The organism is Aquibium carbonis, assembly GCF_003970795.1.
Classification (GTDB): domain Bacteria; phylum Pseudomonadota; class Alphaproteobacteria; order Rhizobiales; family Rhizobiaceae; genus Aquibium; species Aquibium carbonis.
In genome coordinates this window covers 14,157-34,289 of the sequence record NZ_RWKW01000031.1, presented here as the reverse complement: position 1 = coordinate 34,289, position 20,133 = coordinate 14,157, and the positions used below count along the sequence as shown (strand labels likewise).

Here is a 20,133-nt window from a genome sequence, read left to right as displayed (position 1 = left end):
TCGAACGACGACCATGATCGCGCCCGAGCCGCCCGTACCCGTGCCGACCCGTTTCGTGCCTCCGCCCGGAACCGCGCCGATCGTGCAGCTCAGGGGCATCGCCAAATACTTTCCCGGCGTCATCGCCAACGAGGACGTGGACCTCGACGTGATGCCGGGAGAGATCCACGCCCTCCTGGGCGAGAATGGCGCCGGCAAGTCTACCCTGATGAACATCCTCACCGGCATCTACCAGCCGGATGCGGGCGAGATCGTCATCGACGGCTATCCGCAAAGCTTCGCCTCGCCCGTGGAAGCGATCGCGGCGGGCATCGGCATGGTGCATCAGCACTTCAAGCTGGTGAAGGCCTTCACGGTGGCCGAGAACATCCATCTCGGCTGGAGCGACACGCCGAGGGCGGTGAGCGCCGCCGTGCTCGAAAGGCGGACCGCCGAGTTGGCGCAAGCGCTCAATCTGACGGTCGACCCCGCCGCCCGCATCGGCGAACTGTCGACGGGCGAGCAGCAACGGGTGGAAATCCTGCGCGTGCTGACGCGCAAGGCGCGCGTGCTGATCCTCGACGAGCCGACGGCGGTGCTGACGCCCGCGGAAGCGCACGAGCTCTTCCGGGCGCTGAAGGACTTCGTCGCGCGCGGCAACGCCGTCATCTTCATCAGCCACAAGCTGGACGAGGTGCTGGAAATCTCCGACCGCGTGACCGTTCTGCGCGGCGGCCGCAAGGTGGCGACCGAACAGACCGCCGGTTGCACCGAGACATCGCTGGCGCGGCTGATGGTCGGGCGCGAGATCGTTCTCTCCGACATGCGCGGGCGGAGCGCTGGGGCCGCGCCCATCGGCGCACCGGTGATGACGCTCGAAGACATCCGCGCCGACGACGGGCAGGGGCATGTCGTCCTCGACGGACTGTCGCTGGTGCTGCGGGCCGGCGAAATCCTCGGCATCGCGGGCGTTGCCGGCAATGGTCAGAAGGAGCTGACACAGGTCATCACCGGAATGCGCCAAGCCGCGTCCGGGCGCATCCTGGTCGATGGCGCGGATTTCAGCCGCGCCGGGGCGGCCGAATTCGCCGATTTCGGCGTCGGCCACATTCCCGAAGACAGGCTCCACAGCGGGCTCGCGCCGTCGCTGTCGATCACCGACAACGCCGTCCTGCGCGAGTACGACCGGCCGCCGCTGTCGGGCGGCTTCGGCTTCAACGGCCGCGCCGCAACCGCACTGGCGAAGGACATCGCCGAGGCAGCATCGGTGACCGTGCCGGACTTCGGCATGCCGGTGCGCAACCTTTCGGGCGGCAACCAGCAGCGGCTCGTTGCCCGCCGCGAAATGCGCATCGCGTCGCGCGTGCTCGTCGCCGCCTATCCGAGCCGCGGCCTCGACGTCGGCGCCATCAACATGATGATGCGATATCTGGTCGAGCTGCGCGACAAGGGCGTGGCCGTCCTCTTCATCTCGGAGGAACTGGAGGAACTCCTCAACCTCTCCGACCGCATCGCGGTCATGTTCCACGGTCGGGTCATGGGCGTCGTCGACACCGCCGAGGCCGACATCGACACGATCGGCCTGATGATGGGCGGCAAGCGTTTGACGGACGACGCCAAAGGCCGGGGGCACTGACGATGGCCTACCGCATCCAACGTATTCCCTCCGCGCCGCCATCCGTCGCCCTTGCCGCGCGCGGCCTCGCCATCGTTCTCGCCTTGGTCACGGCCGGCATCGTGCTTGCCGCGCTCGGCTTCAATCCGCTGGCGCTCGGCTGGCAGGTGCTGCGCACCACCTTCGGCTCCAGTTACGGGCTGGAGGATGTCGGGCTGCTGGTCATCCCGCTGATCTTCACCGGCCTGGCGGTCGCCGTCGGCCAGAAGATCGGCGCCCAGAACATCGGGGCCGAAGGCCAGTTCTATGCCGGCGCCTTCGCCGCAACGGGCGTGGCGCTCTTCGTGCCGGGACCGATGGCGGTGATCCTGCCGCTGATGTTCGTGGCAGGCGCCATCGGCGGGGCGATCTGGATCCTCATTCCGACGCTGGCGCGCGCCTATGCCGACGTCAACGAGCTGATCACGACCCTGCTGCTCAACTTCGTCGCCACGCTGCTGGTCTATTGGGTGGCGACCGGGCCTTGGCTCGACCCGAGCGGCCGGGCGCTCGCCACCACCGCCCGCCTGCCGCACGAGGTGCCCGAGTTCTGGGGCATCGTCCATTGGGGCCTTCCCGTGGCGGTGGTCGTGGTGCTTCTCGTCGGGGCGCTGTTCGCCTTCACCCGCTGGGGCTACGAGGTGCGCATCGCCGGCTCCAACCCGCAGGCCGCGCGCTATGCCGGCATGCCGTTCCGTCGCCACCTGATCATGGTGATGCTCCTGTCGGGCGCGATCGCGGGCCTTGCCGGCATGTTCGAGGTGGCCGGAACCGTGCATCGCCTGCAAGGCGGCATTTCCAACAATTTCGGCTATCTCGGCATCATGGTGGCGGTGCTGGCGCGCGCGTCGCCGATCGGCGTGCTGCCGGCGGCGGCCCTGATGGCCATCATCCTCAATTCCGGCATCGTGCTGCAGACGCAGGGCATCACGGTGTCGACCGTGCTCGCGATCACCGGCCTGATCCTGTTCTACACCGCCATCGGCGACGAGCTCGCCCGCTACCGAATCGTGAGGGCCTGATCCTGATGGACATCATCGCCGGCATCATCCAGACCTCGATCCTGGCGGGAGGCGTGCTTGCGCTGGCTGCACTCGGCGAAGTGCTCGCCGAACGCGTCGGCGTGGTCAATCTCGGCGTGGAAGGTCTGATGGCGCTCGGCGCCGTCACCGGCATCGCCACCGTCATCACCACGCCCAGCCCGATGCTCGGCTTCGCGCTCGCTCTGGTCGTCGGCTTCTTCTTCGGCATGGTGTTCGCCGCCACCACCGTCTATCTGCGCGCCAACCAGGTGCTGTGCGGCCTGGCCCTGACGCTGATGGGCACGGGCATGGCGGCGACCATCGGGCGGGCCTATTCCGGCACCCCGGCGCCGGCAACCTTCCCGCCGATCGCGATCCCCTATCTCAGCGATATTCCGCTGCTCGGGCGCGCCCTGTTCACGCAGAACATCCTCGTCTACCTGATCTACATCATCCTGCCGATCGCGCTGCACTGGCTGATGTTCCGCACCCGGCACGGGCTGGACATGCGGGCGGTGGGCGAAAACCCGGCGGCAGCCGACGCGGCCGGCATTCCCGTGCAGGCGATGCGCTTCTGGTACGTTTCGGCGGGCGCCGCGCTCGCGGCCGGCGCGGGCGCCTACCTCACGCTCGCCTTCGTGCCCTCCTGGTCGGAGGGGGTGGTGGCCGGGCGCGGCTGGATCGCCGTCGCGCTGGTGATCTTCGCCGGCTACCGGCCAATCAACGCGGTGGCGGCCGCGCTGCTCTTCGGCCTGATCACCTCGCTCGGCTTCGTCGGCCAGGCGCGCAACTGGCCGATCCCCTCGCCGGTCCTGTCGATGCTGCCCTATCTCGGCACCATCGCCATGATCATCGTTCCGGTGCTCGCCTGGCAGAGGATGCGCCGCCTGATGGCTGCACCCGCTGCGCTCGGCGAGCCCTACTATCGCGACGTCCGCTAGGAGACCGAGATGGCCCGGCTCCTGATCAGGAACGTCGACCTGCTCGCCACCTTCGACGATGCGCGCCGCGAGATCGCCGACGGCGCGATGCTCGTCGACGGCAACGCCATCGTCGCCGTCGGCACCACGGCCGAGCTTGCCGGGATCGAGGCCGACGAGGTGCTGGACCTGTCCGGCCATGTCGTCATGCCCGGCATGGTCAACACGCATCACCACATGTACCAGAACCTGACTCGCGTCATGGTGCAGGACGACGAGCTGCTCGTCTGGCTGAAGACGCTTTATCCGATCTGGGCGCGGCTGGACGACGATGCGATCCGCGTCTCGGCCAAGGTCGCTATGGCGGAGCTGATCCACTCGGGATGCACGACCAGTTCCGACCATCTCTACATCCTGCCCAACAACTGCACGCTGGACTCCACCATCGAGGCGGCGGAGGAGATGGGGCTGCGCTTTCATGCGGCGCGGGGCGCCATGTCGCGCGGCGAAAGCCTCGGTGGATTGCCGCCGGACAGCTGCGTGGAGAACGAGGACGCGATCCTTGCGGACGCCGAGAGGCTGATCGGCCGCCACCACGACGCCTCGCGCCATTCGATGAGCCGCATCATCCTGGCGCCCTGCTCGCCCTTCTCGGTGACGCCCGACCTGATGCGCAACGCCGCGGCGCTGGCGCGCAGCCATCCTGGCGTGCGGCTGCACTCGCATCTGGCCGAGGACCTGTTCGAGGAGACCTACTGCCATGACATTTACGGCATGCGACCGGTCGAGTTCGCGGAATCCGTCGGGTGGCTTGGCGACGACGTCTGGTTCGCCCATTCGATCTTCATGACCAGCGCGGAGATCGACCGCTTCGCAGCAACCGGCACCGGGGTGGCGCACTGCCCCTCGGCCAACATGCGCTGCGGCCAGGGCATCGCCAAGATCCGCGAGATGCTCGACAAGGGCGTGAACGTCGGGCTCGGCGTCGACGGCTCGGCGTCCAACGACACGTCGAACATGTTCATGGAAGCACGTCTGGCGCTGATGCTGCAGCGCGTGGCGCCGCACCAGTATCTTTCGGAGACGCCGGGCGGACGCGGCGGCTTCGGCGGCACGCCATCGGCGCTGTCCGCGCGCGAGGCGCTGACGATGGCCACGCGCGGCGGCGCAGCGCTGCTCGGGCGCGACGACATCGGCTATCTGGCGCCGGGCATGAGCGCCGACTTCATCGCGATCAAGCGCAGCCAGCTCGGCCTGTCGGGCACGCAGCGCGATCCGCTGGCGGCGCTCGTGCTGTGCGGGCCGTTCAAGGTGGACCACTCCTTCATCAATGGTCGGCAGATCATATCCGGCGGCGCGTTCGTCGGCTTCGACGTCGAGGCGGCCCTTGCCGAACACGCCGCGACGATGGATCGTATCTACGACGCCTGAGCACCGGAGCGACGCCATGCCCTTGAAGCCCGCAGAGAAAGCCGCCCTCGACCAGTGGTACTGCATCGACGCGGTCACAGACATTCCGTCCGGGATGAGCGTCAATCGGCTGCTCGGCTACGACGTCAGCGTTCTGCGAACGACCGATGATACCTTCATGGTACGACGCGCCGACACCGGCGAGACGCTGGGCACACGGCTGCGCTACGGCTATCTCTGGATCACGCTAGGCCAGCCGGCGCGCGACGTCCTGCCGATCCCGGAAGCCGAGGAAGACGACCGCCGACTGGTGGTCTGCGGCGCGATTTCGGTCAAGTCGTCCGCGCCGCGTGTGGTCGAGAACTTCCTCGACATGGCGCATTTTCCCTTCGTCCACACCGACATCCTCGGCGCCGAGCCACACACCGAGGTGCGGCACTACACGACCGAAATCCGCCGCGACATCGACGAGGTGTGGGCAACGAACTGCGAGTTCTTCCAGCCTCAGGCGGCGCTGTCGGCCAAGGAAGGGATCATGACGCAGTATCAGTACCGGGTCGCCGACCCCTTCGCGGTGCTGCTCTACAAGACCTGCCCGAACGCGGCCAACCGCTGGGACGTCATCTGCCTCTTCGTCCAGCCGGTCGACCCGGAATTCTGCCGCGCCCACCCAGTGATGTTCCTGATCGACGACGTATCGACGGTCACGGAGCTCGTCGCCTTCCAGCAGGTGATCTTCCTGCAGGACCGCATCATCCTGGAGAACCAGCGGCCGCTGCTTCTGCCGCTCGAGCCCCGATCCGAAATCCCGACCCGCGCGGACGCTTCCTCGGTCGCCTATCGTCGATGGCTGAAGGAAAAGGGCATCGTCTACGGCACGACGGCGCAAGCTGCGTAGGCTTCAAACCGCGCGCTCCAGTTCCGAAGCGCCATCTGCAAGAACCCATCGATGACCGACAACGTCCGACGCCTCGACCTTCGTGGACAAACCCTCGTCGCCTCGGGCTTTCATGCGCCGGTGCGCGGAACGATCGACTGGCTCGAGGACGCGCTGATCGCCATCGACGAGGACGGCCTGATCGTTTCGGTGACGCGACCTGGAGAGGCCGAATACGAGATGGCGAAACGCGAGGCCGGTCGCGCGGGGAGGCTCGCGACGCTGCCGGCCGGTACCATCCTCCTGCCGGGCTTCGTCGACCTCCACATCCATGCGCCGCAATATGCCCAGCTCGGGCGTGGGCTGGACGTGCCGCTGGAAGTCTGGCTGCACAGATACACATTTCCGCTCGAGGCCCGGTATGCCGACACGGCCTTCGCCGGTCGGGTCTACCGGCGGTTGGTCGATGATCTGCTGGCCAACGGCACCACCACGGCGCTCTACTTCGCGACCGCGCATGTCGAGGCAAGCAACCTCCTTGCCGACATCTGCCTGGAGCGCGGCCAGCGCGCGCTGGTCGGCAAGGTGGCGATGGACGATCCCGCCGGTTGTCCCGACTATTACCGCGACGCCTCGCCGGAAGCATCGGTGGAAAGCACGCGGGCGGTCATCGGTCACATCCGCGCCATGCCGGGCAATGCGAAGGGACGCGTCCTGCCGGTGGTCACGCCGCGATTCATTCCGGCCTGCACGGACGCGGCCCTCCAGGGGCTCGGCGACCTCGCCCGCGACTGCGGCTGCCGTGTGCAGACGCATTGCTCGGAAAGCGACTGGGCGCACGGTCATGTGCTGGCCCGCCACGGGATGACGGATGCGGCGAGCCTCGACCGGTTCGGCCTGCTAACCGCGGGCGGCGTTCTGGCTCATTCGAACTTCTTGACGGCAGACGATATGGACCTGCTCGTCGCCCGCAAGGCGGCGGTGGCGCACTGCCCGGTGTCGAACGCCTATTTCGCCGGTTCCGTCTTCCCGCTCAAGGCTGCGCTGGAGAAGGGCGTGCGCGTCGGCCTTGGCACCGACATTTCCGGCGGGCCGATCGCGACCATGCTCGACGCCATGCGCGGCGCGGTCATGGCCTCGCGCATGCTGGAGTCGGGCGTCGATCCGGACCTGCCGCCGGAGCAACGCAGCAGCCGTGCAGGCGCGCGGATCGATTTTCGCGACGCCTTCCACCTCGCAACCGCCGGTGGAGGCGACGCGCTGGAGCTGCCCGTGGGACGCTTCGAACCGGGCTGTCATTTCGACGCCCTTGCAATCGATTGCGAGGCACCGCAAGGGGGCATTCGCCTTTGGGGCACTGAAGCGGGCGACGACCTGCTTCAGACGATCCTGTACACGGCGTCTCGTCCCAATCTCGCCCGCATCTGGGTGGGCGGCGCGCAGGTGGGGTGAAACGCCGCTGCTCGCATCCCCGCATCACACAAGGCGCTTCGATCGCGCGTCTTGCCGGACCTGACGAAGCCCCGCGAACAGGCCAGCCGAACCGTCACCACGGCAGCCTCTCGCCGGAACGGTCGAAGAAGCCGCCGCTTTCGCCAGGCGACAGGCCTTCGAGACAGGCGAGGATCGCCGTGGCGGCGGTATCCGGGCCGGCGATCGCAAGGCCCGACCTCGCGAAGGGCGACGAGAGCCCCGTGTCGACCGTCCCGGGATGGATCGCGACGCACAGCGCCTCGGGCTTGCGACGGGCGAGCTCGATGGCAGCCGTCCGGACGAACTGGTTCAGTGCAGCCTTGGACGCCCGGTAGGCGTACCAGCCGCCAAGGCGATTGTCGCCGATGCTGCCCACCTTGGCAGACAGGACGGCAAAGACACTGCGCCCCTCGCGTGGCAGCATTGGCAAGACATGCTTCATTACCAGCGCCGGGCCGGTCGCGTTGACGGCAAAGGATTTCGCAAGCGCTGCGGGGTCGATTTCGCGGAGCGCCTTTTCCGGCCGCATCGCCTCGGAATGCAGCACACCGGTGGCGACGATGCACAGGCGAATGTCGCCGAGCGATGCCGCAAGACGGGCCGCCGCTTCGATCGAGCGCTCGTCCTCGAGGTCGAGCGACGGCTGGCTGCGGCGCGACAAGCCAAGCACGCGGTCGAAACCGCCGGACGCCTGGATGGCGCGCGTGAGTGCGCTCCCGATGCCGCCATCGGCGCCCACGACCATGGCGACGCCGCCGCGTGGAAAGCCTGCGCCGCCGGTCACGGCGAGATTACCCGCAGCCCGCGCAAGGGGCGGTCCGGGCCAAACACGTCCAGGCGTCTCGACATGCGTCACCTCTCTTCTCGCTGCCAGCATCGAGCGGACGGTCAATCACATAGACCGACAAGCTCGCGGGTCCAGCAACGTCCACACGATGGTGATCCGCTCGCCGACCTTCGACGTAGGACGACCGTCTTTCATCGGAGGCAGACATGATTGCTCAGACCATTGCGGCCGGCATGACACTGGCCTTGCTTGCGACCGCCGGCGCGGCGGCATCCGAACCGGTTTCGGGACCGAAGCTCGTCGAACTCGTCAGCGGCAAGCGCGTCTATCTCGCCGTGCCTTTCGGCGGAGAGTTTCCGCTGCATTACAAGCCGGGCGGGCTCGTCACCGGCGACGGAACGCGGGTTGGCCTCGGACGCTTCTTCGCACCGAAGGAGACCGGGCGCTGGTGGGTGGACGGCGAACGGCTGTGCCAGAAATGGCCAACCTGGTACAAGGGGCAGACGTCGTGCTTCACGATCACACCGACCGGCCCCGGCCGCATCAGCTGGACGCGCGACGACGGCTCCTCCGGCCGCGCGCGAATCGAGGGCTGACGCGACGCTTGTGCGCCGGGTCTATGGGGTTCGCGGCGTGCGGCGCACCAGCGACTGTGCCGTGTAGACGAGGATCGCGGTACCGGCCGCGCCAAGGGCCGCCACGCCGAGAAGCACGACGACGTCGATCGGCCCCCCGATGTCGCGCAGGTGGGAATCCGTGACCTGCTGCACGAACAGAACGGCCGCCAGCGCGCCAAAGGGCATGGACAGCTGCGCAAGGAGAAACTTGCGCATCGACATCGATCGGTCTCGGATGAGGACGTAGAGATAGAGGATCGTGACGATGGCGGCGACCGCCACCATCGTCCAGAACAGGCCGCCGCCGAAGATCTCCTCGAACACGGCGAACATGGTTTCGAGCGTCAGTTCCTTCATGGATCTCTACTCAGGCCTTGCCGCGCAGCATGGCGTTGTAGGTGGCCTTCAGCGCCACTTCCTTCATCAGCCAGCTGATCCACAATTCCTCCAGCGGCGCGATCACGCCGGGGAAGGACGGAACCAGATTGTTGTTGTAGTCGAACTCGACGAGCATCGCCCGGCCGACCCGGGTGATGAGCGGGCACGACGTGTAGCCGTCATAGACCTCCGTGCCGTCGCGGCCCTCGATCGCTGCAATCAGATGGTCCTCGACCACCGGAACCTGCCACTTCACCGACGCCGCCGTCTTGCCCTTCGGCACGCCCGCCACGTCGCCGATGGCGAAGACGTCGGGAAAGCGCAGATGGCGCAGCGTCTTCTGGTCGACCTCGACCCAGCCCTGATCGGTCCATTTGTCGGCCCAGGAGAGACCGGACTGGCGGATGACGTCCGGCGCGCGCTGCGGCGGGATCACGTGAATGTAGTCGTAGCCCATCTCGACCATGGAGGTGGTGCCGTCCTTCTCCGCCCTGGAGAACGTCGCGCGCTTGCGGTCGGCGTCGATCGCCTTGAGCGTGTGGTTCAGGTGCGTTGCGATGCCGCGCTGGCCAAACAGCATGCGCACCTTCTCGCTGACGATGGGCACGCCGAACAGTGCACCCTGCGGCGCGGCATAGTGCATCTCGTACTTGCCCTTGCCGACGCCGCGGCTGGCGATGTCCTCGATCAGGAAGGCATGCTTGAGCGGCGCCCCGGCGCATTTCATCTCGGTTTCCGGACGGGTGAACAGGCCGACACCGCCTTCGGCCGTGAATTTGGAGGCCGCCTGCCAGGTGAGCGCCGCGTAGGCGGGACCCGCATAGAGCGCGCCGATACCATTCTTGCCGACCTGGTTGAGCGAAAAGCCTTCGATGGCCGCGTGGTCGAGCACGAGGCCCGGCGCGACGATCAGGAAATCATAGGCGAGCGTCGTCCCGCCCGCCGTGGTGACGGTCTTTGCGATGGGATCGATCGCGGCCGCGGCTTCGGCGACAAGCTTGACTTCGCGAGGCAACCAGTCGGTGGTTTTCGAGACGGTGTAGGACGGCGGCTTCAGGCCCGTCGCCACCAGCGACAGGCCGGGCTGGTAGAGATGGTCCGCGCGGCCGTCGACAAGGGTGATCTCGGCTCCGTCCAGGCGCTGCACGAGGCGATTGGCCATGGCCGTGCCGGCCGCGCCTGCACCAATCACGACGATCTTCGCCCTGGTCGAAACCTTTGCGGCCCGCGCCTGCGAGGTCACGGAGGCGGCTGCCACCCCCGCTGCAGCCAGTCCAAGGAACGCCCGGCGCGTCGCCTGCACGTCAAGATCGTCTAGCAAGTCGGTTCCTCCCACGCTCAGCACGACGCATGCGACCGAAAAATCGCTTGCGCCGCGATGACGGTTATAATTGCTCATATGAGGATGTATAGGAGTGTTTCACGAAGCGCATTGATCTGGGTCAAGATCGCGCAAGCGGCGCATCACGACGCAGCGTGTGTCCACCGCATGGAGGGGTCGACGCCCGTCTCATGACCGAGCAAGGTCGTCAGGTGCGAACCCGGGCAGGCCGCGGTCCTGTCACCCGTGCGTCCGGGACAAGCGTTCCGCGGTCACGCCCGGCAGGCGAGGCACGGCGGCCTCAGCCGATCATCCAGAGGCTGATCTGCGGGAACATGATGAGCAGGATCAGGGCAAGGATTTGCAGCAGGACGAAGGGAATGATGCCGCGATAGATCGTTCCGATCGATATGTCCTTGGCCACCCCGCGCAGATAGAACAAGGCGTATCCGAACGGCGGCGTCAGGAACGACGTCTGCATGTTGACGGCGAGCGCGATGGCGAACCAGGTCAGCGTCTGGCTCTGCGACATGCCGAAGTCGAGGCTCGCCACGACCGGGGCCACCAGCGGCACGACGACCAGCGCGATCTCCACCCAGTCCAGGAAGAAACCGAGCAGAAAGACCAGCGCCATGATGGCGAAGAGCACGAAATAGGGGCCGGTGCCCAGCGCGTCGAAGGCATGGATGACCATCTGATCACCGCCGAGTCGGCGGAAGATGACCGAGAAGATGGTCGCGCCGATCATCACGAAGATGATCATCGCCGTGGTCTTGGTCGTGTCCCGAAGCGCGGCGCCCAGCGTCCCGAAATTCAGCTTGCCCGACAGGAGCGCCAGCAGCATCGCGCCGGCCGCGCCGATGGCCGCCGCTTCCGTGGGCGTGGCGATGCCTGTGATGATGGTGCCGAGCACGGAGGCGATCAGCAGGACGGGGGCCAGCAGGTCGCGGGCGAGGCCGATCAAGACCGCGGCGCGGCTTTCGGCCTGCACGTGTTCGGCCGGCGGCATGCGATGCGGCTGGAAGAACGCGACGGCGATCAGATAGAGAAAATAGAGCCCCGCAAGGAGCAGGCCCGGCCCGATGGCGCCGACGAAGAGGTCGCCGACGGAGATGCGCAACTGGTCGCCGAGAATGATCAGCATGATCGATGGCGGGATCAGGATCCCGAGCGTGCCGGAGGCGGCGATGAGGCCCGTCGAAATCTTCGGATCGTAGCGGGCCTGCGTCATCGCCGGCAGAGCCATCATGCCCATCAGGACGACCGAGGCGCCGATGATGCCCGTCGAGGCGGCCATGACGACGCCGATGATGGCGACCGCGAAGGCGTAACCGCCCGGCAACCGGCCGAACAGCGCGGCGAGCGAACGCAGCAGGCGTTCGGCCACGCCGGATCGCTCCAGCATCAGGCCCATGAAGACGAACAGCGGGATGGCGATCAGCAGCCAGTTGGTCAGGATGCCGGAATAGATGCGCGACACGCCGGTGGAGAGAAAGATCATCGGCACGCCGGCCACGACGGCGAAGACGATACCGATGCCGGAAAGGACGAAGCCGACCGGGTAGCCGGAGAAGATGCCGAGCATCAGGGCGACCAGCATCGCCATCGGCCAGAAATACTCGATCATCGGTCGTCGCCAGTTTGCGTCCCGGACGTCGGGAGCAGGATGGAATGGATCGTCGAGAGCGCACGCACGAGGGCGGCGAGGCCCAGCAGTGCGAAGCCGACCGGAATGATCGCCTTGATGAGCCAGCGATCCATCAGGCCGCCATAGCTCGATCCCTCACCCGCATTGTAGGCCGTCAGCGTGAAGCTCCAGCCATACCAGACGATGATCGCGCAGAAGGGCAGCAGGAACACGAGGTCGCCGAACACGGAGAGGCCGAGCCGGACGCGGCGCGGAAGCGCGGACGAGAAGACGTCGACGCTGACATGCTGGTTGTCGCGGAATGCATAGACGCCGCCGAAGATCGCGATGATGGCGAAGATGTACCATTGCAGGTCCGCCATCGAGTTGACGGTCAGGGCGTTGCCCAGCACCGGCAGCGGCGTGTCCCATCGCAGAAAGGCGTTCCAGCCCATCTTTGCCGCGAGAACGGTCATCAGGACCGAGACGATCAGGGGCAGGATCAGCCAGCCGACGAGTTCGCCCGGAACCACGAGCACGCGGAGCACTGCATTGGCGAACCGCTTCAAAGCGACCTCCCAGTTTGGCGCCCGGACGGGTCGCGGGCAACGCCACCTTACCAGCGCGATGCGGGCCCGGCGACCTGCCGGGCCCGCTTGCTTCCTCAGCGCGGAAGAGCCTGCAGTTCAGCCCAGCGCGCGGTGCGATCGATATAGGCGGTCAGCGATTCGTAGGCCTCCTTGAAGATCGGATCGTTCGCCGCTTCTTCCTGCATCACCTCGGCAGCCGCCGTGCGCATGGCCGCCAGCACCTCGTCGGGGAAGCGCTTCACCGTCGCGCCGGCCGCCTCGATCTCCTCGATGGCCGAAACCTGTGCGTTCAGCTGGTCGGCCATGTTTTCGGTGATGTTGGCCTTGCAGGCCTCGACCATGATCCTCTGCTGGTCTTCGGAGAAGCCGTTCCAGACGTCCATGTTGACGATGATGGAGTCCCAGCTCGACGGCTGGTGCCAGCCGGGGAAGTAGTAGTTCTTGACGATCTTCTGGAAGCCGAAGCCCTTGTCGAGCTGCGGCGCGGAGAATTCGGCCGCGTCGATGCGTCCGGTCTCCAGCGATACGTAGATCTCGCCGGCCGGCACGAGCTGCGTGTTCGCGCCGAGCTTGGCCAGGGCCTTTCCGCCCAGGCCGGCGATGCGCATGTTGAGGCCCTTCAGGTCCTCGGCGGTGTTGATCTCCTTGTTGAACCAGCCGCCGGCCTCCGGCACCACCAGGTGGCAGGGGATGATCTTCACGCCGTGCGGGTCGTAGGCCTTCTGGATGATCTCGAGGCCGCCGCCGTTGAACATCCATCCCAGGGCGATCTCCGGCGTCGGGCCGAACGGCATGGAGCCGATCAGGTTGGCGACCGGGATGGTTCCGGCCCAGTAGCCGATCCAGTCGAAGCCCATCGGGATGGCACCGGTGGAAACCGCGCCGAACACCTCGAACGGCGGGACGAAATCGCCGGCGCCGTGCACCTTGATGTCGATCTCGCCGGCCGTCATCAGCCGCACCTTGTCGGCCCAATTGACGGGGCTCGGGCCGATCGACGGAACGTTGAGACCGAACACGCTCTGAAGATCGAAGCTCTGGGCCATGGCCGACCCGGTGAATGCAACGGAAGCCGCCAGAGCGGCGGCAACGACATGACGTTTCATCTCTTCCTCCCTTTTGCCGCTCTCGCGCGGCGTACTTTGCCTGCCGGGAACGAGCAGCGTGCCCGCCGACGTCCTCCCGGAGCAATCGCAATCTTGCAAATTCCACGTCTTGGCTCAACAAGAAAATTCGCTATAGTCAAACGCATTTGCAGATAACGAACGTCGGGAGGACGGATTGCAGGGCATAGAGGGACAGGTCGCGGTCGTCACCGGCGCCGCGCAGGGCAACGGTCTCGCGATCGCGCGCGGCCTGGCGAAAGCCGGTGCCCGCGTCGCCATGTGCGACATCAACGGCGCCTCGGTCGAGGCGGCGGCAGCGGAAATCCGTGCCGAGGGCGGCGAATCGCGAGCGTTCGTAGTCGATGTCGCGGATCGCGTTTCGATCGACCGGTTCGCTTCCGCCACGAGCGAAGCCTTCGGCCCCGTGGCGATCCTGGTCAACAATGCCGGCATCATCCGGCGCACGCCGGTCGACGATCCCCGTTTCGACGCCGATTGGGCCGACGTCTTCCGCATCAACGTCGACGGGGTGAAGAACATGGTTCGCGCGTTCCTGCCCCAGTTGCGGGAGACGCGCGGCAGGATCGTCAACCTGGGTTCGATCATGTCGGTTTCGGCCGGCCCCGGCCTGGGAGCCTATGCGGCAAGCAAGGGCGCGGTGCTGCAGCTGACCCGTGCGCTCGCCCACGACCTGGCGCCCGACGGCATCCGCGTCAATGCCATCGCACCCGGCGTCATCGCCACGCCGATGACCAAGGTCACGCGCGAGACCCCCGACGCGATCGGGCGGTTTCTGGCGCACACGCCGATGCGACGGGTGGGCGAGCCGGAGGAGCTCGTCGGACCGGTTCTCTTCCTGGCGTCCGATCTCTCGACCTACGTGACCGGCGTGCTGCTGCCGGTCGATGGCGGCTACCTCGCCGCCTGACCGCACGACCGAACAGATGGACCTGACGAAAATGGCGATGAAGAAACACGAATGCGACGTGCTGGTGGTCGGATCGGGTGCTGGCGGGCTTGCCACCGCCGTGTCGGCCGCGCACCGGCGGCTGAACGTGCTCGTGGTGGAAAAGGAACCCGTCTTCGGCGGCACGACCGCCCGTTCGGGCGGCTGGATGTGGATTCCGTGCAACGCGCCCGCAAAGCGGGCGGGTATCGACGATTCCATCGACAAGGCGCGCGCCTACATGCGCCACGAGACCGGCGAGCATTTTGACGAGCGGCGTGTGGAAGCCTTTCTCGAGGCCGGGCCGAAGGCGGTCGAGTTCTACGAGCAGAACACAACGCTTCAGTTCGATCTAGGCCCCACCTTCGCCGATTATCATCCGACCGCGCCAGGCGGCATGGATGCCGGACGCTCGCTTGTCGCGCGCCCCTTCGACGGGCGCGAGCTCGGCCCCGAGATCAAGCGCCTTCGTCCGCCCCTGGCCGAGATCACCTTCCTTGGCATGATGATCGGGTCCGGCAAGGAGCTCCTGCATTTCTTCAACGTCATGCGCTCGCCGGTGTCGGCCTTCTATGTGGGCAAGCTGTTCCTGAAGTTCCTGCGCGACATGGCCTTCCATGGCCGGCCGATGCGGCTGATGAACGGCAACGCGCTGGTGGCGCGACTGGCGAAGTCCTGCTTCGACAAGGGCGTGCCGGTCTGGACTCGTTCGCCGGTCAGGCAACTCGTGAAGGACGACCGCGGCAAGGTCACTGGCGCCATCGTCGACACGGCGGAAGGGCCCGTCGAGATCGTCGCCCGCAAGGGCGTCGTGCTGGCTGCTGGCGGCTTTCCGCAGGATCCGGTGCGCCGCAAGGCACTGTTCCCGCATGCGCCGAGCGGCTACGAGCATGCCTCGCCGGCCCCTCCCGGAAACACCGGGGACGGCCTGAGGCTGGGTGAGTCCGTCGGCGCCACCGTCGACGATACGCTTCCGAATGCCGCCGCCTGGGTGCCGATCTCGCGGCCCGTGAAACCGGACGGAACGCTGGGCACCTTCCCCCATTTCGTCGACCGCTCCAAGCCTGGCGTCATCGCGGTGACGCGATCCGGCCGCCGCTTCGTCAACGAGGCGGATTCCTATCATGATTTCTGCCAGGCGATGGTCGCGCGCTGCCGCGAGGAGGAGAGCGAGATCTGCGCCTTCTTCATCGCCGACCACCACGTTCTGCGCAAATATGGCCTCGGCTACGTCAAGCCGGCGCCGGTGCCGTTTCGCCAGCATGTCAAGTCCGGCTATCTCCACGAAGGCGCGACGATCGAGGAACTGGCCGGGCGCATCGGCGTCGATCCCGCCACGCTCCGGCGGACGATCGAGGCCTTCAACACCCATGCCGTACGTGGCGAGGACCCCGAATTCGGCAAGGGTTCCACCTCCTACAACCGCTCGCTCGGCGATCCCGAACACAAGCCAAACCCTTGCGTCGCACCGATCCGGAAGGGCCCCTTCTATGCCATCAAGCTGGTCGTCGGCGACCTCGGCACCTTCGCCGGCCTGCGCTGCAACGAGAATGCACAGGTGCTCGACGAGGACGGCCGGCCGATCGGCGGGCTCTACTCGGTCGGGAACGACGCGGCGAGCATCATGGGCGGCAATTATCCGGGCGGAGGAATCACGCTCGGCCCCGCCGTGACCTTCGGCTACATCGCGGCGCGGCACATGTCGGGCGCCAACGATTGACGGCGCCGGCGGAGCGGCGGGGCCAGGGAGCGGGCATCGCGCTCGGCTTCGCGGCAACCATCTTCTGGGCCTTCTACAATGTCGGCACGGCGATCGGCCGTGCCGACGGTTTCTCCAGCGCCGATCTCGCCATGCTTCGCTTCGGCATCGCGGCCGTCCTGCTGGCGCCGCTGCTCCTGCTGCGGCACGGTTGGCGCGAGGCGTTGCCGTTGAAGCGGATCCTCGCCCTGACGGTGCTCATCGGGCCGCCCTTCGCCTTCCTCATCAACACCGGATACGGCATCGCCCCCCTGGCACATGCCGTGGTGATTTCGCCTGGCGTCACCATGCTGACGGCAAATGCGCTGTCGGCCTTCGTCGACGGCAGGGCGGTGCCCCGGCAGCGCCGCATCGGCATCGTGCTGCTCGTCGCCGGGTTGATCGCCATCGCGGCCGACCAGCCGGCCACCCCTCCGTCCGGAACGCCGGCCTGGGTGGGTGATCTCTGCTTCGTGGCCTCGGGATCGCTGTGGGGCCTGTTCACCTGGCTCGTGGGGCGCTGGAGGCTGCCGGCCATCGAGACGACGGCGGTGGTTTCACTCAGCGCCGCGCTCTGCCTGCTGCCGGTCTATCTCGCCGTGTTCGGCGTTCCCGACCATCCGCCCAAGGCCTGGGCGGTGCAAGCGCTGTACCAGGGCGTGCTGGGCGGCGCTCTGGCGATCATCGCCTTTGCCGGCTGCGTTCGTCGCCTCGGGGCGGGAACGGCGGCGCTGTTTCCCGCCCTGCTGCCGCCGGCCGCCGTCATGCTTGCCATCCCGCTCGCCAGCCAGGCGCCGGGTTCGCTTCAGTGGCTTGGGGTGGTGCTGGCGTCCGGCGGCCTGCTGGTGTCGCTCGACATCATGCGCCGACGGTGACGTCCTCACGGTAGCCGAGTTCGTTCGACAGCTTGCGGGTGAAGCTCAGCAACCCGCCGACGGCCGGCCCGTCATCGGCAAGGTCGATCATGCCGGTCGGGCCGATCGCCGTGAGGGCAAGCTGCATCTGCCCGGTGTGGTCGAACACCGGCGCCGCCACGGCGCTGACGCCGGGAATCGGCAGATCGCGCGTCACGGCATGGCCCTTCGCCGCCACATCGCGCACCTCTTGCCAGTAGCGTTCCTCGTCGAACTCGAAGGGACCGCGCTCCAGAAGGGTCCGGTCGGAGCGCTCCTGGCGGATCATCGGCTGGGTCACGGCGCGCGGCAGCCAGGCGGCGAAGACCTTGCCGGTGGCGGTGGCCGTCATCAGGAAGATGTTGCCGACCTGGACGTTGGCATGGATGCGGGCCGACGATTCCTGGATGTAGACGATGGTTGGTCCATGCAGTCCCCACACGGTGACGGCGATCATCAGCTGCAGCTCGTCGGCCAGCGCGCCGACGCGCCGCACCGTTTCGCGATAGGCGTTCTGGTTGCGCAGCCGGGTCAAGCCGAGATGCAGGGCGAAGGATCCCAGCTGGTAGTGGCCGGCCTCGGTCTGCTCGACCATGCCCATCTTGCGAAAGGAGACCAGGTAGGGATGAAGCTGCGCCGCCGCCATTCCCGTCTGCTCGGCGAGATCGCGCAGCTTCAGCGGTCCCTTCGCCATGGCCAGGGCGCCGAGGACGACGCCGCCGGTGTCGATCGACTGGACGCCGCGCGATCCGTTCTTCTTTTCCATCACCGCCATGGATGCTGATCCGTTTGGATCGAGGTAGCCCACACGGCCGCGAATCTCAATGCGGCGATCGCGCCTGGCCAGGTCCGGAGGCCCTTCATCCCGCCGGTCGGCTGGCGCCGTCGCGGCCGCGTCGGTGCGACGTTCGACGGCTATCGAAAAAAGCTTGCAACGGAAGTCGTGATCTGATCAGTTGACTGGACAAGATTGCGCGGACAGACATGATCAAGCCCAGCCCCCGCCTCGGACCGCTCTACCTGCAGATCGCCGACGGGCTGAAGGCCCAGATCGGCGGCATGGGTCCCGGCGCGCGGATCCCGAGCGAGCCGGAACTGGCGAAACGCTGGGGCGTCAGTCGCTTCACCGTCGCGAAGGCCGTCGAGCAGCTGGTCGAGGAAGGGCTCGTGACGCGCCGCCAGGGCAGCGGATCGTTCGTGGCCGAAGCGCCGCTGCGCCGCGCGCCGGGCTACCTGCTTTCCTTCACCGAGGCCGTCGAGGCGGCCGGCCACATCGCCTCGCATCAGCTGCTCGCCTTCGAGGCGGCGGACTGGGAGGATGGCCTGCCCTATGCGCCGGACACGCCCGTCATGCTGCTCGACCGCCTGCGCCTGGTCGACGGGAAGGGCGTCGCGCGCCACCGCTCGATCCTGTCGACGGAGATCGTCGCGGAAACCCGGCTGACGCGAGCCCTCGCGTCGGAGCCCGGCTTTTCGCTCTACCGCCATTTCGAAGCGCATGGCCTGTTCGTCGCGACCGCGAGCGAGAGGCTCGTGGCCTGTCCCGCCTCCGAGCGGGATCGTGCGCTTCTGGGTCTCGAGGGCGACGCGGTCGTCGTCGCCGTGACCCGACACTCGTTCGCCGCCGACGGCACGCCGCTCGATGCCGTCAGCGCGATCTATGATGCCCGCCGCTATTCATACGAGGCAGTGCTCGTGCGGCAGCATCATGTGGGGAACATGAAAAAAGACAAGGAGAACCAGCATGATCAAGTCATTGGCGATCACCGCGGCCACATCGGCCCTCGTCTCGGCCCTTGGGACAACTAGCGCGCTCGCGCAAGACAAGCCGGTCGCACTCATCATTTCGCAGAGCGGCCTGGGCGACCAGTCCTACAACGACCTGGCCTACGAAGGCTTCAAGCGCGGCCTGGAAGCGACCGGCCTCGAAGGCCGGCCGGTCGAATCGCGCGACGTCGTCGCGCAGGCCGCGGAAATCCTGCGCCGCGCGTCGGACGCCGATTTCGGCCTGGTGATCGATCTGGAGTATTCGCATGGCGAGCCGATGCTCGAAGTGGCGAAGGACTATCCCGACACCAATTACGTCATCCTGAACCAGGTGCGTGAGGCGCCGAACGTTGCCTCCGTCCTGTTCCAGGAACAGGAAGGCTCATACCTCGCCGGCATGCTCGCGGCACTGGTCACGACAGACACCTCGATCAAGGGCATCACGCCCGAGCCGATCATCGGCGTCATCGGCGGCACCAAGTCGGCCGGCATCGACAAGTTCATCGCCGGCTACGTGGAAGGCGCGAAGGCCGCCAATCCGGACGTCGTGGTCAAGGTCGCCTACTCCAACAACTTCGCCGACCCGGCGATCGGCCTCCAGATGACCAAGGCCATGTTCGAGGAAGGCGTCGACATCGTCTACCAGGTTGCCGGCGGGACCGGCATGGGCGTGATCCAGGCCGCCAAGGAAGCCGGGCGCTATGCGATCGGCGTCGACACCGACCAGGACGGCCTCGCGCCGGGCAACGTGCTCACCAGCATGATCAAGCGCACCGACGTCGCGGTCGAGACCCTCATCAAGGACTATGCCGCCGGCAATTTCCCCCGGGGCGAAACGACGACCTTCGGCCTCGCCGAGGATGGCGTCGGGCTGTCGGAGATGCTGCATACGAAGGACCTCATCCCGGCCGAGTATCTGGAAAAGGTCGAAGCCGCGAAACAGGACATCCTGTCCGGCAAGATCAAGGTCTGGAACGTGGTCGAGCAGGGCTATCCCGACTACCTGAAGTAAGCGCTGGGTCAGGTTT

19 protein-coding genes are annotated in these 20,133 nt (G+C 66.9%); 12 read left to right on the top strand and 7 right to left on the bottom strand.

The genetic code is table 11. From position 1 onward, the window contains the following. Window positions 1–13: 13 nt before the first annotated feature. From EJC49_RS08630 to guaD, 6 genes are read left to right on the top strand one after another with little or no spacing between them, the layout of a single operon-like run. Window positions 14–1,615 (top strand): ABC transporter ATP-binding protein, encoded by a 1,602-nt coding sequence (locus EJC49_RS08630; RefSeq protein ID WP_126699292.1) that lies wholly within the window; start codon window positions 14–16, stop codon window positions 1,613–1,615. A 2-nt stretch (window positions 1,616–1,617) separates the two neighbouring features. Then, entirely contained in the window at window positions 1,618–2,655 is a 1,038-nt protein-coding gene (locus EJC49_RS08625) for an ABC transporter permease (protein ID WP_126699290.1), read from the top strand. A 5-nt stretch (window positions 2,656–2,660) separates the two neighbouring features. After that, on the top strand, window positions 2,661–3,596 hold the full coding sequence (locus EJC49_RS08620; RefSeq protein WP_126699288.1) for an ABC transporter permease: 936 nt from the start codon (window positions 2,661–2,663) through the stop codon (window positions 3,594–3,596). A 9-nt stretch (window positions 3,597–3,605) separates the two neighbouring features. Further along, entirely contained in the window at window positions 3,606–5,006 is a 1,401-nt protein-coding gene (locus EJC49_RS08615; protein ID WP_126699286.1) for an 8-oxoguanine deaminase, read from the top strand. Between the two features lie 16 nt (window positions 5,007–5,022). Then, the gene (locus EJC49_RS08610; RefSeq protein WP_126699284.1) at window positions 5,023–5,883 is read left to right on the top strand and encodes an aromatic ring-hydroxylating oxygenase subunit alpha; all 861 of its coding nucleotides are present in this window, start codon (window positions 5,023–5,025) and stop codon (window positions 5,881–5,883) included. Between the two features lie 51 nt (window positions 5,884–5,934). Continuing rightward, a complete protein-coding gene (guaD, locus tag EJC49_RS08605; RefSeq protein WP_126699282.1) occupies window positions 5,935–7,314 on the top strand; it encodes a guanine deaminase in 1,380 nt (459 codons plus the stop codon). Window positions 7,315–7,408: 94 nt separating this feature from the next. Here guaD and EJC49_RS08600 read toward each other — a convergent pair whose 3' ends face one another. Continuing rightward, complete coding sequence (locus EJC49_RS08600; protein ID WP_245453321.1) at window positions 7,409–8,119, bottom strand: SDR family NAD(P)-dependent oxidoreductase; 711 nt, start codon at window positions 8,117–8,119, stop codon at window positions 7,409–7,411. 209 nt (window positions 8,120–8,328) lie between these two features. Between EJC49_RS08600 and EJC49_RS08595 the strand changes: the two genes are divergently transcribed. Then, window positions 8,329–8,718, top strand: coding sequence for a hypothetical protein (locus EJC49_RS08595; protein ID WP_126699280.1), 390 nt, complete (start codon window positions 8,329–8,331; stop codon window positions 8,716–8,718). 21 nt (window positions 8,719–8,739) lie between these two features. Here EJC49_RS08595 and EJC49_RS08590 read toward each other — a convergent pair whose 3' ends face one another. The 5 genes from EJC49_RS08590 to EJC49_RS08570 all read right to left on the bottom strand — a co-directional run bounded on the left by EJC49_RS08590 (window position 8,740) and on the right by EJC49_RS08570 (window position 13,761). Beyond that, window positions 8,740–9,096 carry a DUF5368 domain-containing protein gene (locus EJC49_RS08590; protein WP_126699278.1) on the bottom strand — a complete coding sequence of 119 codons (357 nt, stop codon included), beginning with the start codon at window positions 9,094–9,096 and terminating at the stop codon, window positions 8,740–8,742. Between the two features lie 10 nt (window positions 9,097–9,106). Then, window positions 9,107–10,438, bottom strand: coding sequence for an NAD(P)/FAD-dependent oxidoreductase (locus EJC49_RS08585; RefSeq protein ID WP_245453320.1), 1,332 nt, complete (start codon window positions 10,436–10,438; stop codon window positions 9,107–9,109). 301 nt (window positions 10,439–10,739) lie between these two features. Continuing rightward, window positions 10,740–12,065 (bottom strand): TRAP transporter large permease, encoded by a 1,326-nt coding sequence (locus EJC49_RS08580; protein WP_126699274.1) that lies wholly within the window; start codon window positions 12,063–12,065, stop codon window positions 10,740–10,742. Continuing rightward, window positions 12,062–12,634, bottom strand: coding sequence for a TRAP transporter small permease subunit (locus EJC49_RS08575; RefSeq protein WP_126699272.1), 573 nt, complete (start codon window positions 12,632–12,634; stop codon window positions 12,062–12,064). Before EJC49_RS08575 ends, EJC49_RS08580 begins: the two co-directional genes overlap by 4 nt. Window positions 12,635–12,729: 95 nt before the next feature. Then, window positions 12,730–13,761 (bottom strand): TRAP transporter substrate-binding protein, encoded by a 1,032-nt coding sequence (locus EJC49_RS08570; RefSeq protein ID WP_126699270.1) that lies wholly within the window; start codon window positions 13,759–13,761, stop codon window positions 12,730–12,732. Between the two features lie 175 nt (window positions 13,762–13,936). Here EJC49_RS08570 and EJC49_RS08565 point away from each other — a divergent pair, with 175 nt between their 5' ends. From EJC49_RS08565 to EJC49_RS08555, 3 genes are read left to right on the top strand one after another with little or no spacing between them, the layout of a single operon-like run. Further along, entirely contained in the window at window positions 13,937–14,689 is a 753-nt protein-coding gene (locus EJC49_RS08565) for an SDR family NAD(P)-dependent oxidoreductase (protein ID WP_126699268.1), read from the top strand. Window positions 14,690–14,726: 37 nt separating this feature from the next. Beyond that, entirely contained in the window at window positions 14,727–16,427 is a 1,701-nt protein-coding gene (locus tag EJC49_RS08560) for an FAD-dependent oxidoreductase (protein WP_126699266.1), read from the top strand. Next, the gene (locus EJC49_RS08555) at window positions 16,424–17,320 is read left to right on the top strand and encodes a DMT family transporter (RefSeq protein ID WP_126699264.1); all 897 of its coding nucleotides are present in this window, start codon (window positions 16,424–16,426) and stop codon (window positions 17,318–17,320) included. The genes EJC49_RS08560 and EJC49_RS08555 overlap by 4 nt, the downstream gene beginning before the upstream one ends. Here EJC49_RS08555 and EJC49_RS08550 read toward each other — a convergent pair. Next, window positions 17,304–18,113 (bottom strand): IclR family transcriptional regulator, encoded by an 810-nt coding sequence (locus EJC49_RS08550; protein WP_126699262.1) that lies wholly within the window; start codon window positions 18,111–18,113, stop codon window positions 17,304–17,306. The two genes, EJC49_RS08555 and EJC49_RS08550, sit on opposite strands and share 17 nt — an antisense overlap. 209 nt (window positions 18,114–18,322) lie before the next feature. Between EJC49_RS08550 and EJC49_RS08545 the strand changes: the two genes are divergently transcribed. Both EJC49_RS08545 and EJC49_RS08540 read left to right on the top strand, forming a co-directional pair. Next, window positions 18,323–19,147 (top strand): GntR family transcriptional regulator, encoded by an 825-nt coding sequence (locus EJC49_RS08545; RefSeq protein ID WP_126699260.1) that lies wholly within the window; start codon window positions 18,323–18,325, stop codon window positions 19,145–19,147. Continuing rightward, window positions 19,083–20,117, top strand: coding sequence for a BMP family lipoprotein (locus tag EJC49_RS08540; RefSeq protein WP_126699258.1), 1,035 nt, complete (start codon window positions 19,083–19,085; stop codon window positions 20,115–20,117). The genes EJC49_RS08545 and EJC49_RS08540 overlap by 65 nt, the downstream gene beginning before the upstream one ends. Window positions 20,118–20,133 lie beyond the last annotated feature (16 nt).